We start from the raw sequence: 15,277 nt of genomic DNA on the forward strand, positions 1-15,277 counted from the left end.
GGGTTGCTTACACTGGGATTATCTATAATTCAGCATCCAGAAATGGTCTTCAGGGGTATGTCAGCGCTTATCCGCCAAATAATATAAAAAGAAGTACTTCTCATTTCACAGTCAGTGGCATGAATGTCTACTATAATATGTCTCCGACAGTTATTGTTAATGTTCTGCTGTCTGTTAATTATTACGATACCTATCCTCCATACAGTTTCAATCCTTCCTTCCCGTCAACCATCCAGGGAGAACCCACCTTGTCCGATGCTCCGTCCACAGATGGCAGGAGCACCAAGGGACTTCCCGTAATGAGTCTTGTAAAGAACATCGAAGACGATAGCTGGACAAGAAACTATACTTATTATGATACCAAAGGAAGAGCGGTAGGGAGTTATTCCATTAACCATTTGGGAGGCTATACCAAAACAGAATCCAAGCTGGATTTTGCAGGAGTACCACAAGAAACCTATACTACCCATTTAAGAAGACCTAATGAAAACAGCGTATCAGTCAAAGAAAGATTTGTATATGATAATCAGAATAGATTATTGAAACATTATCACCAGGTTGATAACTGGACAGAACAATTACTGGCCGAAAACTCTTATAACGAACTATCCCAGTTATCCAATAAAAAAGTAGGATCAACAAATGGAGGCGCCCCATTGCAAAGCATAGATTATGCTTACAATATCCGAGGCTGGATGACAGATATTAACAAAGACCAGATGACAGTTCCCGATTTAGGAGGCAAATTATTTTCCTATAAAATCAAATACAACCAGAAGAATGGTCTCACCAATCCTGACCCCGTTTTATTCGCAGGAAAAGACGTACAGCCAAAATATAACGGAAATATCGCAGAAGTAGACTGGAGAGCCATTGAATCCCTGGGAGCCAATCCACCTATAGACCCCAAAAGATATGGGTATGCCTATGATGGATTAAACAGGTTAACAGCAGGCTATTATCAAAACCCCAATAACACAGGAAGCAAAGAAAATACAGAATCAATAGACTATGATTTAAATGGAAATATTACCAGCCTTTACAGGACATCAGTTATGGAAAATGATAATACAACCGCTACTGTAATAGACAAGCTGGCATATACTTATGTAGGCAACCAGGCCGTAAGGATCAAGGATAACAGCAATAACAATACCGGATATGAAGGAACTGCCGGCCTGCCTATTGATTACGATCTGAACGGGAATATGAAAAGCATGATGGATAAACAGATTACAGGAATCAGCTACAATTTCTTAAACCTTCCTGATGTTTTGAATATTGGTCTAGACCCGATAACCAGCCAGATAAAGACAAATTACCGTGCAGACGGCGTAAAACTGAGAAAAGAGAATCTAAAAACTTCCGTAGGAATTGCAGGTACAGCCTGGACAAAAGAAATCACGGATTATCTGGACGGTTTCCAGTATCTGAATAAAACATCCTCGGATGGTGGAGCCTCTGAAATGTTCTCCGTGGCTCCTATGGACACAAAGCGTGCCTTAGAAATGCAGGCATTTAGCCTTGCTCCGATTGATTTTGATCCCATCCCAGTAGATCCCATTGTTCAAAACCCTCATAATCCTGAGCTGCAGTTCTTTCCGACAGCAGAAGGATTTTATGATTATCAGAGAAAAATGTATATTTACCAGTATAAAGACCATTTAGGGAATGCGAGGGTAAGCTACGGAATGAACAGGAGTACAGGAAGTATTGAAATAACAGATAGCAATGATTATTATCCTTTTGGGATGAATCATTTAAAGACAGGGAATGCTTATTTTGGAGCTGGAAGGTATCAGAATTTTAAATATTCGGGAAAAGAATTGCTTGAAACTGGGGCTTACGAGTTCGGTGCGCGTCAATATATGCCAGATATTGGTAGATGGGGCGTTGTAGACGAACTTGCTGAAACTTCTCGTCGTTGGTCGCCTTATACTTACGCTTATAATAATCCTATTAGATATATTGATCCTGATGGTAGAGAAAGTAAAGACTGGTTCGTTAATAATAATACAGGTCAATTATTATATGTTAAAGGTGTTTCTGATTTATCAAAAGCTGATAATAGTCTTAAAAACCTTATTGGCGATACCAAACAATATGAAAGATTAGGTGATGACAATATGTTTGGAAAGAATGTTAGTGTTGAAGGAGTAAAAGGAAATGCTTTAGATAATAAACTGGTAAGAATGACAGCAGATCAATCTGAAGCCTTTATGGAAAATAAGGGCTATGAGAAAGCTGAACAAGTTAAAATTGTTGAACGCGAAATAGAATCAAAAGGACCAATGGGAGAAGAAAGGATTGCTCTAAAAAATCATTATATGGAGCAAGTGGGTAAAAGTGATATTACCTATGTAAAACCTAATGAATTAAATAAAAAAGAAGCGATCAAAGATATTACATATTCTTCACAATGGAGCTCTACCCGAACTATATCATATACATTGACTAAGCCACCAGGACAATCTAATGACAAGACTGCTTCTTTTGAAAGTTTAAGAAAAAGTGAAAATGCAAAACAAGGAGCAAGTTTTCTAAATGATTTAATTAAAGTTATTAAACCAATAATAAAAAAATGATAAAACCACTAAAATTTTTTATTTTATTAATATGTATGTTTTCTTGTAAAGAAAATGACTATGATTCAAAGAATACTGCAATATTGGATAGTCACATAAGCAATTTCCCCAGTGAATCAACGAAACATTTTCCCAAAAAAGTTGGTAGAGATGCATTAATCATATATAATGAAGATTTAAAAAACAACAGCATTAATCTTTATTTAGCAAAATTAAAGACAAGTGATGATGAAATTGATACAATCATTAAAAAGCTAAATACTATTAAAGCATATAGAGGAAATGATAATAAACTTTTGATAATCAATAAGAATGAAAAAAAAGATGGATATTTTAGTGAATTTCCGTATATAGACTCTTCATTAGAAAAAGGTGAAAAACCATTGCCAAATTTTGTCGATTACGATAAAAATATTTTTTCTAACTCTAATTATGAATTTTACATAATTCATTTTGATAACAAAAAGAGAATATTTAAAAAGCAAATCCTTAATCAAAATGCTTCAATGCCAAATAAATGGAAAAATGGTATTACTTATGGAATTGCTGTTGATAAGACTAATAAAAATATTGTTTATTGGGTAGCTATTTGGTGAGACTAAGCTATGGTTTTAACATTATGAAAAACAGTTTTGAAACGGTTGATACGAATGATTATTACCCTTTTGGAATGAATCATTTAAATCCTGCTGAACCGTCTTATTTTGCGGTCATGTTCCAAATATGTTGGTAATAAAATATAGCGTTGATTTTCAACGCTATATTCTAAAAAATTGAATAAAGTTTGAAAATTTGAAATGATATTTTGATAGTCGAAATAGAAAAAAATTGAAAATAAGCTACTTAAAATATTGAGAATCATACAAAGTGTTTCAAACGTGTTGGTAAGAAGATCAGTATATTTACCAGTATAAAGACCATTTAGGAAATGCAAGGGTAAGCTACGGAATGAACAGGAGTACAGGAAGTATTGAAATAACAGATAGCAATGACTATTATCCATTTGGGATGAATCATTTGAAAACAGGGAATGCTTTCTTTGGTCAAGGGAGTTATAAAAATTACAAGTACAACGGTAAAGAACTTCAGGAAACCGGAATGTATGATTACGGAGCAAGGATGTATATGGCGGATGTTGGACGATGGGGAGTTGTGGATCCTTTGGCGGAAACATCAAGAAGATTTAGTCCTTATAATTATGCGCTTAATAATCCAATGAGATTTATTGATCCTGATGGAAGACAAGGAAAAGATATTATTTTCTTGACTGAGAATGGTTCTTTCAAGGCTTCAAAAGATTTAATGTATCAAACAAAGGACGGTAAAAGAATATGGGATAAATATGGGACTAGCAAAACAGATGATGTTTATATAAAATCAAGTACTTTTTCTTCTAAAGACTCAAGGACTGGGGCCGAAACATATAGTTTAAAGGGTGATGAAAAATTTGTGAAAGATGGCAAAATAGATGGTATTGGAAAAACTTATTCAGCAATGGAAACATTTGAAGGAACAGATATATCGGGATCTGAAAATAAGCAGGTCCATTTGATGGCAATTAATGAATCGTTTTTTCCAAATGAAGCTTCAGACAGCTATTCAAAGTCAGAGGTAACATCTTCAGGAAAAACAGTAACATCTGAATATAATTTATCGGATTTAGCAAAAACTGTTTATCATGAATTTAAAGCACATATCGAAGATAGAACAGGAGATGCTGATAAGGATCACAAGAAATTTGGAGAATCTACCTTCAAAGGATATATAAGACCAAATTCCCCTATGGATACATTTGAAAAACAATTAATTAAAGTTGTTAGAACTCTAAATGAAAAAAAATATAATGAAAAAAAATAAAATCCTATTTTTCTTAGTATTAATATGTGTAAATTTTGTTAAAGCTCAAGATTTAAAACTTTTTACACCAATTTTAATCAGTGATATTAAATCAATAATGATTAATGGAGAAATGAATAATCAAGCAATAGTAGATTATTTTAATCCAGATGTTGATAAAATGCAGAAAGAGATATTAAAGTATAGTTCAGATTCAAGCGTACTATATTTATATAACTCTGAATCTAGTTCATATAAGGCATTTATATGTTTAAATAAAAAAAATAAAGAAACCGTTTCTACTGAGAATAATTTTGGTGTTTTTAGATCTTTTAATTTAATTAAGAAAAATGACAGGCTTTTTGATGCGGTATCAGCAACAGGTTCATATCCAAGTCATTTTGAAAGACTCAATTCAATAGAAATAATGGAGAAAAGTCAAAAGTTTCTAATTATAAAAATTAATTTTTCTGATACTTATGGTTATAAAGGATATAGTGTTTTAGTATTACAGGATTACAAATACATTAAGCATTAATGGAAGTTCATTTAGGAACTGCAAACATTTGGGTGACGTGTCAAATTTAGTGACACAGCTAATCCAGAACATCAAAAAGCATTTAAAAGTACATAGATAAGTGAACCCGAAGGTTCACTTATCTATTTTTTAGATTATATTGAAACATGACAAGCATGATGGATAAACAGATTACAGGAATCAGCTACAATTTCTTAAGCCTTCCTGATGTTTTGAATATTGGTTTAGACCCGATAACCAGCCAGATAAAGACAAATTACCGTGCAGATGGCGTAAAACTGAGAAAAGAAAATCTAAAAACTTCCGTAGGAATTGCAGGTACAGCCTGGACAAAAGAAATCACAGATTATCTGGACGGTTTCCAGTACCTGAATAAAACATCTTCGGATGGTGGAGCCTCTGAAATGTTCTCCGTGGCTCCTATGGACACAAAGCGCGCCTTAGAAATGCAGGCATTTAGCCTTGCTCCGATCGATTTTGATCCCATCCCTGTAGATCCCATTGTTCAAAACCCTCATAATCCTGAGCTGCAGTTCTTTCCGACAGCAGAAGGATTTTATGATTATCAGAGAAAAATGTATATTTACCAGTATAAAGACCATTTAGGAAATGCGAGGGTGAGCTACGGAATGAACAGGAGTACAGGAAGTATTGAAATAACAGATAGCAACGATTATTATCCATTTGGGATGAATCATTTAAAGACAGGGAATGCTTATTTTGGAGCTGGAAGGTATCAGAATTATAAATATCAGGAACAGGAATTACAAGAAACAGGTTTTTATAGTTTTAAATGGAGAAATTACATGCCGGATGTAGGAAGATTTTTTAATATAGATCCTTTAAGTGAAAAATATGCTTACCAATCGCATTACAATTTTTCTGAAAATAGGGTGATTGACGCAAGAGAATTGGAGGGACTTGAAGCTAAATTGATAAAGGATGCAGAGGTAAATTTGCAAGTATCTAATAATCCATTTAAATTGAGTGTAGAATATACTCCAGCAAAATATGAACTAAAAACAAATGTTATTCAGGGGGCTTTTTCAAACCTAGATGTACAACAAAAACTTTCAACAGTGGAAAATAATTTTAAATCAAAAGGGTTTGATCTAACAATTATTCAAGATAGTAATGCGACTTATAACATTGATATGACGTTTCCAGGACAATCTGTAACAATAGTAAATGATAATGGTACTACTAGGACGGGAACAGTTCTTGGAGATGCACCACTTGGCAATCCTACTACTGCAACGGTGAATGCAAAAAATGGAGATACGGATACAATTACGCACGAAATTGCTCATACCTTTGGTGCAGAACACATCTGGGAGCCAAACTCAGGGGTGGAAAATACTCCTGCCAATATTAACAATAGGATGAATTCATATGAAAACCCGACTTCTTCAATGAAAGGGTTAGGTACGGAATTTAATAAAAATCAGATACAGAAAATGGAAGAAACTGTTAAAGCTAACTCATTTAGACTACCTCAAAATAAAAAATAATGAAAATAGCATTTTTTTTAATAATCGTTTTACTAACCAACAATAGCTGCTCCGCACAACATAATATTGAATTTTATTATCAGGATAAAACGAAAGCAACAGAAACAGATAGTACAGCATATAAATCTTATTTGGAAAATATTCCAAAAGAATTTCTTAAAAAAGATGACGAAGTTTTATTATCTTTTAATAATGCTGCTTTTATTGACGATGTTATTACTATAAATGGTAAAAGTTATAATTTTGAAAACTATGCCTGTGGATATACACAAATTAGAGTTCTTAAAAGAGATAGAAAGATTAATATTACATCTAAGAAAAAAGAAGATATGAATTTTAAGCTAAAAAAAGGAATTGATTATATTATTATTAATGGAGGATTTGATAATAAATGGAGTGTTACATTTTCAGAATATTTTCCTACAATGGAATGCTTGTAAAATTACAAGTACAACGGTAAAGAACTTCATGTCATGTTCCAAACATGTTGGTAATAAAATATAGCGTTGAAAATCAGCGCTATATTTTTATAAAGTTTTTCTACTTATCAAGCAGTTTCTCCAGCCTCCCCATCATTTCATCCTTTTCTTTCAGCATGCGTTCATATAGGGCAATTTTTTCTTCGTGAAGCTGAACAATTTTATCAATAGGATTAATATTTTGAACTTCAACTCTATTATTGAACATTGCATTATCTGAAAACGTGCAAGAAATTAGATTCACAGCCTGCTCCTCATCAAAATTTTGAAAAGCTTCTACGGGAATTTTCAGTACTTCGGATATTTTTTGAAGCATTTGGTCTTCAATGGTTTCTTTCTGTTCAAGTAAAGAAATCTTCTTTTGGTTCCAGTCTTCGCCTAAATCAAGAGCCAGAGCTTCCTGCTTTATTCCCAGCATTTCTCTGAAGCGTTTTATGTTTCTTCCCTGATGTATTTTGTGGTCCATTCTTAATCAATTTGTGAAAGTTCAAAGATAATATATTCTATAAATTAAAGATAAAAAAATATCCGGTAAAATATCCGCTGGTATAGACACTTTTTCCGGATATAAACCACTAAAGTTTATCACTAGAAAACACATTTTTTATCAGAAAAAGCCCTTGCAACGGCCTGTAGGCATTCCCAAAGAAACTGGAGACACTTTCTAAAGCAGCTGCAGGCCCTTCCGAAGGCAAAACACCCCCTTACCCAAGGGGGTATACAGGCTTCACTAACTGGCTTTGGCCGTTTAAAAAAAGCCGATGGATACTTGAATAAGGCTCTGGAGACGGTTTATATAGTGTCTTTAGACGGGTAGAGGATTGGGAAAGCCAACTCAGCCTCTACTAACAATATGGTTGGTTTTTGTTACGGATAAAAAATTACAGTAAATCTTTATCTTTTCACCGGATATAGGCAAATACTTAATATTTAAAGCCATTATAGCCATTTTGTTTGGTATATTTGTTATACAATCACACAACACAAAATCTTATTACCATGAAAAAATTCCTTTTAATCATTCTCGGAATCGTTGTTATTTTGATTGCCGTATTATTCATCAAAATGTACACTTACCCCTTTAAAAAAAATACATCAGCAACATCAGACGGTTGGAAGCCTGTAAAAAATGATTCTGCCGTATTGCGTCTGTCAGGTGGGATCAAGATTCCTACAGTATCTACGGGAAGCCTTGGGGAATTCAATTATGCTCCGTTTGATCAGTTTAAAGCATACCTGAAAACATCTTATCCGCTTGTGTATCAGAATACCGAAAATAATGAAGTCAATACCCATGCCCTGGTTTTTCGGCTTAAAGGCAGCAATCCTTCATTAAAACCCATACTTTTCATTTCCCATATAGACGTTGTGCCTCCCGGAGATGCCGATGTGAAGAACAAAGAACAGAATATCTTCAGACCCGGTGACAAACCCTTGCCTCCCGTTTCAAAAGTAGCAGAAGACTGGGATTTTGAACCCTTTTCAGGAGCCGTGGCCAACGGCAGGATTTATGGAAGAGGAGCCATTGATATGAAAGGAATGCTTTTTTCCCTGATAGAATCCATGAATACGCTGATTAAAAGCAAAAAAACTCCTCAACGTGACATCTATCTGGCTTTCGGTTTCGATGAAGAAGTGGGCGGACAAAAGGGAGCTATGCAGATTGCAGATTATTTTAAGAAAAAAGGGCTACAGTTTGATACGGTTTATGACGAAGGAGGTCTCATTATGCAGAAAGGAAATATAGCAGGAGTAGACTCCGACGTAGCGGTTGTAGGTTGTGCTGAAAAAGGTTTTTTATCTGCAAAAATAAAAGTAAAAGGACTTGGCGGGCATTCTTCCATGCCTCCTATGGAAAGTGCGATAGGAAAAGCTGCAGTGATCATGCAAAGGCTTGAAGACAACCAGATGAAGCCTGCCATTACTCCGCTCATTAAAGGTTTTTTTGATAATATTGGCGGATCTATGCCGTTTACAACCAGGCTGGCTCTTTCAAACCAATGGCTGCTCAAACCCCTTCTTATATCCCAGCTTACCAAAAATAACACCACCAATGCCCTGGTGCGTACAACAACCGCTTTAACCATGATGAAAGGAAGCGATGGAACAAACGTACTTTCTCCCGAAGTGGAATTTGTAGTTAATTTCAGGCTTCTTCCCGGAAATACCGTGAAAGATGTTCGTGAACATATTGCCAGAGCCACAGAAGGTTTCGATGTTGAGGTAGAAGAGATCGACAATACAAGAGAAGCCTCTGCCGTTTCTCCTTCCAATACAAAAGGATTTAAATTAATAGAAGCCGGAGTCAGAGAAATCTATCCCGGTGCTATCGTGACTCCATATCTTACTATGGCCGGTACTGATGCCTATAAATATCAGATCGTAAGTAAAAATATCTACAGATTCATGCCCATCAGGATCAACAGCTCAGAACAGCAGAGCATCCACAGTACCAACGAGTATATCAGTATAGAAAATTACCTGAAAATGATCCATTACTTTGAATTCATCATGATGAATTATGACAGATAGGGGCGGATAGAGGTTTGAAGGTTTGGAAATTATAGTTGATGAGTTGCTGGTGTAAGTTTTTAAAAGTAAATCATCGGGAAAACAGTCTGAAATCTTGATTCTTGATTCTTGCTTCTCAAATCTTCTCAAACAAAAAATATAACACGTCAAGTTTTGTCGCATTACAGCAATAGCTTTGTCATATCAAAATTACAGAGCTATGGAATTGCCGTTTTACTTAACATTTAAAGAATTTGAAAGCCATTATTACGATACCCTTGAAAAATGGTTTGAAGAATACCACAACACAAGCGAAATTGATTATTTAAAGGCCCTTGCAGATCTTTACAGTCCTTATCTGTACTACAGCTTTGCAGATGACAGGCTCCTGGCTGATGCCTCTATGGAGATTAAAGATTGCTTTTTCCCTTATCACGAAAAGATCGGGATCTCTTTCTGCACAAACTGTGAAAATGAAAAGCAGTCCAAAACTACCAAAGGCATGAACCATATATTTGAATGGAAAACCATTACAATGATGGAATATGCACAGCACATCCTGGATAAGATCAACAGGCATCTGTTAAAAAACAGCAGCCCTCTGAACGGAAATAAAACAATCCGAGACTGTATCAATAATCATGAAATTATTACCTTCAGGGAAGGAGCCGGATATTGTGTAAATTATAATAAGCATCAGGTTGCAGTTCCGTTTTTGAAAGCCTATCTTCCTCATTACGGGCAGACTGTTGATATTGCGGTGTACAGGGATTTTATTTTTTCTGTCGCACAGATTGCGGAATTCATAGACAGAAAACTGAAAGCTGTGCAGGCTTTTGAATACACTATTTATGCTAAACTAAAATCGGAAGCCAAATTCAAAGTACAGATGAGCCATCAGTTCCTGACGATTTGTAACTAAATTTTGCACCAAACATTCATATCTAAATTATATTGATGAAAGCTTTCAACAGCTTTTAAAAACAAATCCCGGCAGAAATCCCGGGATTTTGTTTGATTTATCAGAAAGACGGATAAGTTTAAAATAAAAAAGCCTTAAACAACTAAGTTTAAGACCTTTATCTTCTTGCAGAGAGGAAGGGATTCGAACCCTCGATACAGTTACCCGTATACTACCTTTCCAGGGTAGCTCCTTCAACCACTCGGACACCTCTCTATTTGAGATTGCAAAAATAGGCTATTTTCTGGAATCTGCAAATATTATTTAAAAATTACTCGGTAATTTCTCCACAAAGGCTTCTGGTGAAGTTATCTGCGAAAGTTCCGGCGTAATTAGGATTGTCTATCAGGTGCATGGCTTTACTGATAGCACTTTCTGCTGTCATATCCTTCCCGCTGATGGCCCCGATTCTTGAAAAAATATTGCTGTTTTCATACTTTCCGAACGAAATACCGCCTGATATACACTGACTTACCACTACAATTTCAGTTCCGTTATTCCTGATTTCCTCAAGTGTTTCCTGGGTTTTTTCACTGCTGAAAATAGTTCCGGAACCAAAAACCTGGAGAATCAGAACCTTCATTTTCGGGATTTCTTTAAAGTGGCTCAGATGCATTCCCGGAAAAATTCTCCAGAACAGAACATCTTCAGAAATATGCTCATCTACATGAAACTCTATTTCAGGATCACAACGGTAAAGATTTTCCTTGATGATATTTAAGTGAACTCCGGATTGTCCCAGTATCGGATAGTTCGGACTGGCATAGGCGTCAAAATACTCAGCAGAATATTTCAGTGTCCTGTTTCCTCTCAATAATTTATATTCAAAATAAACCGCAACTTCCTGGATAACTGCTTCATCGTTTTCATAAAGACTGGCGTAATAAAGGCTTGTCAGAAGATTTTCCTTCGCATCCGTTCTCAGGTCCCCGATTGGCAGCTGTGAACCTGTCATGATTACCGGTTTCCTAAGACCTTTTAACATGAAACTTAAAGCAGAAGCCGTATAAGACATCGTATCCGTTCCGTGAAGAATCAGAAAACCGTCATACAGTTCATAATTTTTGAGGATATAATTGGCAATAACCTTCCATTCCTGAGGTCCCATATCCGAAGAATCCAGCGGTTTTGCAAAAGGATGCACAAATACTTCACATTCCATTAATTTCATCTCAGGCATTTTTTCGAAAATATTTCCAAAATCAAATGCGCGGAGGCTTCCGGTTTCATAATCTTTTTCCATACCGATGGTTCCTCCGGTATAGATGAGCAGGACTTTTCGTTTCATGAATCACTTTTTAGTAAGAAATTGAGCCTCGTTAAGGTTCATAGCTCAAAATTACGTTAATTTGCAAAGATTTGAAAATGAATGGAAGATTTAGCACAAACTTTTGAATATTTAAAGCAGTTTTTAACAGAGGAGAGATTAGCAAAAATCGAACACTTTTCGCCGGAAAGTTCGGATTTTGTACTTCCTGTTGTGGAAGATATTTATCAGTTCAGGAATGCTGCAGCAATTGTACGTTCTGTGGAAGCCTGCGGTTTTCATAAAGTGGTTGCTTTGCAGGAAGAATATAGTTTTGAACCCAATCTTCGGGTTACAAAAGGTGCTGATACTTGGGTTGAAGTGGAAAAACTTCCCAGAAATATGGAGTCTTTTCAGAAAATCAAAGACAGAGGCTACAAAATAGTCGTTGTTTCACTGGAAAATAATGCGAAAATGTTACCTGAATATGAAATTACGGAACCGATTGCTTTAGTTTTCGGAACTGAAATGGAAGGCGTTTCCCAGGAAATTCTGGATTTTGCAGATGAAACATTGGCGATTCCGATGTATGGTTTTACAAGGAGTTTCAATGTGTCGGTAGCAGCTTCAATCTGTATGTATGAATTAAAACAGAAACTGATAAAGTCGGATATTGATTATAAGCTTGATGAAGAAAAATTATTGAAAATGAAGATCCGATGGGCCGTAAATTCTATACGAAGTGGAGAACAGATATTTGAAAAATATTTAAAAGACCACAATCTTTCCCTATGAACAGGGCAATTGTTTTTCTCCTGATTGTTTTAGGCAGCTGCAGCAAAAAAGCAGAGCCGGAGAAAGAAATAGTTGTAAGTGAAAATATCCCGGTACAGCAGGTAGAAGTAGCACAGGAAGAAGATACAGAAACTGTTCCCTTTTCAAGATCTGTAAAAGGCAACGGATTTGTATATACGCTTCATGGTCTGGAAAAAGCTAACGGATCGATTGACTTTAAATCAATCAGCATATTTGAGAAAAAGAAGCTCCGCCAGAAAATTATTGTAGATTCAGTATATGTTCTGCACGATTGGGAAATTATTTTCAATGCAGACAAAGATGCCAATTTCGATGGATTTAAGGATCTGGAAGTGATCAACTGGGCCGGAAACTATGCTTTCTCATCGAGCTTCTGGCTTTATAATCAGAAAACGAGAAAATACGATCATTACAAACCTTTGGATACGATCCAGAATATTGAAATCGATGCAAAGAGAAAAGAAATCAATTCAAATTACCACATTGGCCCGGTTAATACTTACAGCAAAACCTATCAATGGGAAAATGGAAAACTTTTAATGATGAGCGCCAGTATTTTTGAGGAAGGGGAAGAAACTCATATGTACCGGAAAAATGGAAAAATCGTTGTAGAATGATTAGAAGCATAGGATAATCTAAATTTCACTCATTGGCTGCTAACTTCTAATTTCTAGCATCTGACTTCTCTATTTCATCATATTAAAATAATTCCAGGCAGCTACAAATATGCCTGCCGTTTCAGTTCTCAGCCTTTGGTTTCCAAGTGAAACAGCCTTGATTTTATGGTCTGCTAAAAATGAAATTTCCTTTTCAGAAAAATCTCCTTCAGGACCAATGAGAAAAGTAACCTGTTCCAGTAATGGAATATCTTTAAGCTCAGTTCTTTGCAGGTTTTCGTGACAATGAGCTACAAATGTATGTTCAGGATCAATATTTTTTAAGAAATCCGTAAGCTTTACCGCATCATTGATAACCGGGAAATGGAACCTCAAACTTTGTTTGGAAGCGGCAACAGCCTGTTTCCTGATTTTGTCAATATTAATATTTTTACGTTCCGTCTTTTCCGTGATAATGATGCTGATCTCGGAAATGCCCATTTCCACCGCTTTTTCTACAAAAAATTCAATCCTGTCTATATTCTTTGTCGGAGCAATGGCAATATGAAGTTTCGGGGAGAAATCCGGCAGCCTTTTTTTGATTTCGGAGACTTCCAGACCTGCTTTCTTTCCTTCAATAATTAATTTTCCGGAAGCAAGATTCCCTTTGCCATCTGTTACATAAATATTTTCGCCATCTTTCATCCGAAGAACCTTTACAATATGCTGCTGTTCTTCATCGTTAATAATGACCTTATCACCTGCTATTTCTCCGTAAAATAATTTCATATATCCTGGCTTAAAAAGGTAACTCCTGTTTTTATTGTGGTGTATATATCCGTATCACAATCGCGGTAAGTGCAAATAAATATTTCTTCTATCCAACGGCTATTCATGAAAATCAGGTTTAAATATTCCTGTTTTCTTAAATTATTTTTGATCGATAAATAATCTCCTTCTTTTGGAGTATAAGGAAAACTGAATACATGTTCCGAATTCATTTTTTCTAAAATCTCTTCCTTCACATCCTGAATATATCCTTTTTCAGAGCTTGACGGGAAATAATCTATAGAATTTTCCGAAGCATCATTTTTTCCTGTGATGGTTTCCAGTACCCAGTAATATTTTGAGTTCTTTTTAGAATGGGTTCCCAGTACTTTTTCTTCTAAGAGTATTTTCATAAGTCATATTTTGCAGTTGCGGAAGTCCTTAGATCGGTAAATTCTCCTCTTTCATATTTCAGCTGGGCAACCATTGCAATCATCGCGGCATTATCTGTAGTATATTCAAATTTTGGAATGTAAATATTCCAGCCTAATTTTTTATGATTATCCTCCATTGCTTTTCTCAATGCAGAATTGGCAGAAACTCCTCCGGCAATGGCCACTTCTTTTATATTTAATTCTTTCGCGGCTTTTTCAAGTTTTGTCATTAGAATTTCAATGATTGTTCTTTGAACCGAAGCACAAAGGTCATTTAAGTTCTCCTTAATAAAATCAGGATTCTTTTTAACCTCTTTCTGGATAAAATAAAGAACAGAAGTTTTGATCCCGCTGAAAGAATAATCGTAATGCTCCATTTTAGGTTTGTTGAAAGTAAAGGCATCAGGATTTCCCTCTTTCGCTAACCGGTCTATTATAGGTCCGGCAGGGTAGTCGAGATCAAATATTTTTCCAATCTTGTCAAAAGCTTCTCCTGCAGCATCATCAATTGTTTTTCCGATAATTTCCATATCAAAATAATCCTTCACCAGTACAATCATGGTATGCCCTCCGCTTACCGTAAGACACAGGAAGGGGAATTGAGGCGGCATAGGATTTGCATCGTCAATGAAATGGGCTAAAATATGGGCCTGGAGATGGTTCACTTCAATTAAAGGAACATTTAAACTCATTGCCAGGGACTTGGCAAATGACGTTCCTACAAGAAGAGATCCTAAAAGTCCGGGGCCACGTGTAAATCCTATAGCTGAAATAGCATTTTGTTGTATATTTGCTTTAGTAAGAGATTTTTCAACAACGGGGATTATATTTTGTTGATGGGCGCGCGATGCCAGTTCAGGAACCACACCACCATATTCTTTGTGGATGGCCTGATTCGCAGCAATGTTGGACAGAATACAGTTTCCCTTGATGATAGCTGCTGAGGTGTCGTCGCAGGACGATTCAATACCTAAAATTATAGAGTCGCTCATAATA

At 35.7% G+C, this 15,277-nt stretch carries 15 protein-coding genes and 1 tRNA gene; 10 read left to right on the forward strand and 6 right to left on the reverse strand.

Annotated elements, in window-relative coordinates; translation table 11 throughout:
* The 6 genes from HNP36_RS00005 to HNP36_RS00030 form a co-directional block, all read left to right on the forward strand.
* On the forward strand, positions 1-2,585 hold a 2,585-nt coding region (locus HNP36_RS00005), incomplete at its 5' end, for an RHS repeat domain-containing protein (RefSeq protein WP_184162148.1).
* Complete coding sequence (locus HNP36_RS00010; protein WP_184162146.1) at positions 2,582-3,181, forward strand: hypothetical protein; 600 nt, start codon at positions 2,582-2,584, stop codon at positions 3,179-3,181. The genes HNP36_RS00005 and HNP36_RS00010, both read left to right, overlap by 4 nt.
* 352 nt (positions 3,182-3,533) lie before the next feature.
* On the forward strand, positions 3,534-4,442 hold the full coding sequence (locus HNP36_RS19320) for an RHS repeat-associated core domain-containing protein (RefSeq protein WP_184162144.1): 909 nt from the start codon (positions 3,534-3,536) through the stop codon (positions 4,440-4,442).
* A complete protein-coding gene (locus HNP36_RS00020; RefSeq protein ID WP_184162142.1) occupies positions 4,429-4,959 on the forward strand; it encodes a hypothetical protein in 531 nt (176 codons plus the stop codon). The genes HNP36_RS19320 and HNP36_RS00020 overlap by 14 nt, the downstream gene beginning before the upstream one ends.
* A 155-nt stretch (positions 4,960-5,114) precedes the next feature.
* Entirely contained in the window at positions 5,115-6,470 is a 1,356-nt protein-coding gene (locus HNP36_RS00025) for an RHS repeat-associated core domain-containing protein (RefSeq protein ID WP_228456190.1), read from the forward strand.
* Complete coding sequence (locus tag HNP36_RS00030; RefSeq protein ID WP_184162138.1) at positions 6,470-6,910, forward strand: hypothetical protein; 441 nt, start codon at positions 6,470-6,472, stop codon at positions 6,908-6,910. The genes HNP36_RS00025 and HNP36_RS00030 overlap by 1 nt, the downstream gene beginning before the upstream one ends.
* Positions 6,911-7,010: 100 nt before the next feature.
* Here HNP36_RS00030 and HNP36_RS00035 read toward each other — a convergent pair whose 3' ends face one another.
* The gene (locus HNP36_RS00035; RefSeq protein WP_184162136.1) at positions 7,011-7,415 is read right to left on the reverse strand and encodes a helix-turn-helix transcriptional regulator; all 405 of its coding nucleotides are present in this window, start codon (positions 7,413-7,415) and stop codon (positions 7,011-7,013) included.
* Between the two features lie 533 nt (positions 7,416-7,948).
* Between HNP36_RS00035 and HNP36_RS00040 the strand changes: the two genes are divergently transcribed.
* Both HNP36_RS00040 and HNP36_RS00045 read left to right on the forward strand, forming a co-directional pair.
* Positions 7,949-9,481, forward strand: coding sequence for a M20/M25/M40 family metallo-hydrolase (locus HNP36_RS00040; protein ID WP_184162134.1), 1,533 nt, complete (start codon positions 7,949-7,951; stop codon positions 9,479-9,481).
* A gap of 199 nt (positions 9,482-9,680) precedes the next feature.
* The gene (locus HNP36_RS00045; protein ID WP_184162132.1) at positions 9,681-10,382 is read left to right on the forward strand and encodes a hypothetical protein; all 702 of its coding nucleotides are present in this window, start codon (positions 9,681-9,683) and stop codon (positions 10,380-10,382) included.
* Positions 10,383-10,550: 168 nt separating this feature from the next.
* Here HNP36_RS00045 and HNP36_RS00050 read toward each other — a convergent pair.
* Both HNP36_RS00050 and HNP36_RS00055 read right to left on the reverse strand, forming a co-directional pair.
* Positions 10,551-10,637 (reverse strand) — tRNA-Ser (locus tag HNP36_RS00050).
* Positions 10,638-10,692: 55 nt separating this feature from the next.
* The gene (locus tag HNP36_RS00055; RefSeq protein WP_184162130.1) at positions 10,693-11,709 is read right to left on the reverse strand and encodes an asparaginase; all 1,017 of its coding nucleotides are present in this window, start codon (positions 11,707-11,709) and stop codon (positions 10,693-10,695) included.
* Between the two features lie 81 nt (positions 11,710-11,790).
* Here HNP36_RS00055 and HNP36_RS00060 point away from each other — a divergent pair, with 81 nt between their 5' ends.
* A complete protein-coding gene (locus tag HNP36_RS00060) occupies positions 11,791-12,462 on the forward strand; it encodes a TrmH family RNA methyltransferase (protein WP_184162128.1) in 672 nt (223 codons plus the stop codon).
* On the forward strand, positions 12,459-13,100 hold the full coding sequence (locus HNP36_RS00065; protein ID WP_184162125.1) for an XAC2610-related protein: 642 nt from the start codon (positions 12,459-12,461) through the stop codon (positions 13,098-13,100). The genes HNP36_RS00060 and HNP36_RS00065 overlap by 4 nt, the downstream gene beginning before the upstream one ends.
* A gap of 69 nt (positions 13,101-13,169) precedes the next feature.
* On the opposite strand, the gene HNP36_RS00070 is transcribed toward HNP36_RS00065, so the two are convergent.
* From HNP36_RS00070 to tsaD, 3 genes are read right to left on the reverse strand one after another with little or no spacing between them, the layout of a single operon-like run.
* On the reverse strand, positions 13,170-13,868 hold the full coding sequence (locus tag HNP36_RS00070) for an RsmE family RNA methyltransferase (protein WP_184162123.1): 699 nt from the start codon (positions 13,866-13,868) through the stop codon (positions 13,170-13,172).
* Positions 13,865-14,260, reverse strand: a complete 396-nt coding sequence (locus tag HNP36_RS00075) for a hypothetical protein (protein ID WP_184162120.1) — start codon at positions 14,258-14,260, stop codon at positions 13,865-13,867. The genes HNP36_RS00070 and HNP36_RS00075 overlap by 4 nt, the downstream gene beginning before the upstream one ends.
* Positions 14,257-15,273 (reverse strand): tRNA (adenosine(37)-N6)-threonylcarbamoyltransferase complex transferase subunit TsaD, encoded by a 1,017-nt coding sequence (gene tsaD, locus HNP36_RS00080; protein ID WP_184162117.1) that lies wholly within the window; start codon positions 15,271-15,273, stop codon positions 14,257-14,259. The genes HNP36_RS00075 and tsaD overlap by 4 nt, the downstream gene beginning before the upstream one ends.
* Between the last annotated feature and the right edge of the window lie 4 nt (positions 15,274-15,277).

Source organism: Chryseobacterium shigense (assembly GCF_014207845.1).
Classification (GTDB): Bacteria; Bacteroidota; Bacteroidia; order Flavobacteriales; family Weeksellaceae; genus Chryseobacterium; species Chryseobacterium shigense_A.

Excerpts from the sequence above, each read along its gene's own strand:
- HNP36_RS00075 (WP_184162120.1), bottom strand. The coding sequence starts at position 14,260 with ATGAAAATACTCTTAGAAGAAAAAGTACTGGGAACCCATTCTAAAAAG.
- HNP36_RS00025 (WP_228456190.1), top strand. The coding sequence starts at position 5,115 with ATGATGGATAAACAGATTACAGGAATCAGCTACAATTTCTTAAGCCTT.
- HNP36_RS00040 (WP_184162134.1), top strand. The coding sequence starts at position 7,949 with ATGAAAAAATTCCTTTTAATCATTCTCGGAATCGTTGTTATTTTGATT.
- HNP36_RS00055 (WP_184162130.1), bottom strand. The coding sequence starts at position 11,709 with ATGAAACGAAAAGTCCTGCTCATCTATACCGGAGGAACCATCGGTATG.
- HNP36_RS00045 (WP_184162132.1), top strand. The coding sequence starts at position 9,681 with ATGGAATTGCCGTTTTACTTAACATTTAAAGAATTTGAAAGCCATTAT.
- HNP36_RS00030 (WP_184162138.1), top strand. The coding sequence starts at position 6,470 with ATGAAAATAGCATTTTTTTTAATAATCGTTTTACTAACCAACAATAGC.
- HNP36_RS19320 (WP_184162144.1), top strand. The coding sequence starts at position 3,534 with ATGAACAGGAGTACAGGAAGTATTGAAATAACAGATAGCAATGACTAT.
- HNP36_RS00065 (WP_184162125.1), top strand. The coding sequence starts at position 12,459 with ATGAACAGGGCAATTGTTTTTCTCCTGATTGTTTTAGGCAGCTGCAGC.
- HNP36_RS00010 (WP_184162146.1), top strand. The coding sequence starts at position 2,582 with ATGATAAAACCACTAAAATTTTTTATTTTATTAATATGTATGTTTTCT.
- HNP36_RS00020 (WP_184162142.1), top strand. The coding sequence starts at position 4,429 with ATGAAAAAAAATAAAATCCTATTTTTCTTAGTATTAATATGTGTAAAT.
- HNP36_RS00035 (WP_184162136.1), bottom strand. The coding sequence starts at position 7,415 with ATGGACCACAAAATACATCAGGGAAGAAACATAAAACGCTTCAGAGAA.
- HNP36_RS00070 (WP_184162123.1), bottom strand. The coding sequence starts at position 13,868 with ATGAAATTATTTTACGGAGAAATAGCAGGTGATAAGGTCATTATTAAC.
- HNP36_RS00060 (WP_184162128.1), top strand. The coding sequence starts at position 11,791 with ATGGAAGATTTAGCACAAACTTTTGAATATTTAAAGCAGTTTTTAACA.
- tsaD (WP_184162117.1), bottom strand. The coding sequence starts at position 15,273 with ATGAGCGACTCTATAATTTTAGGTATTGAATCGTCCTGCGACGACACC.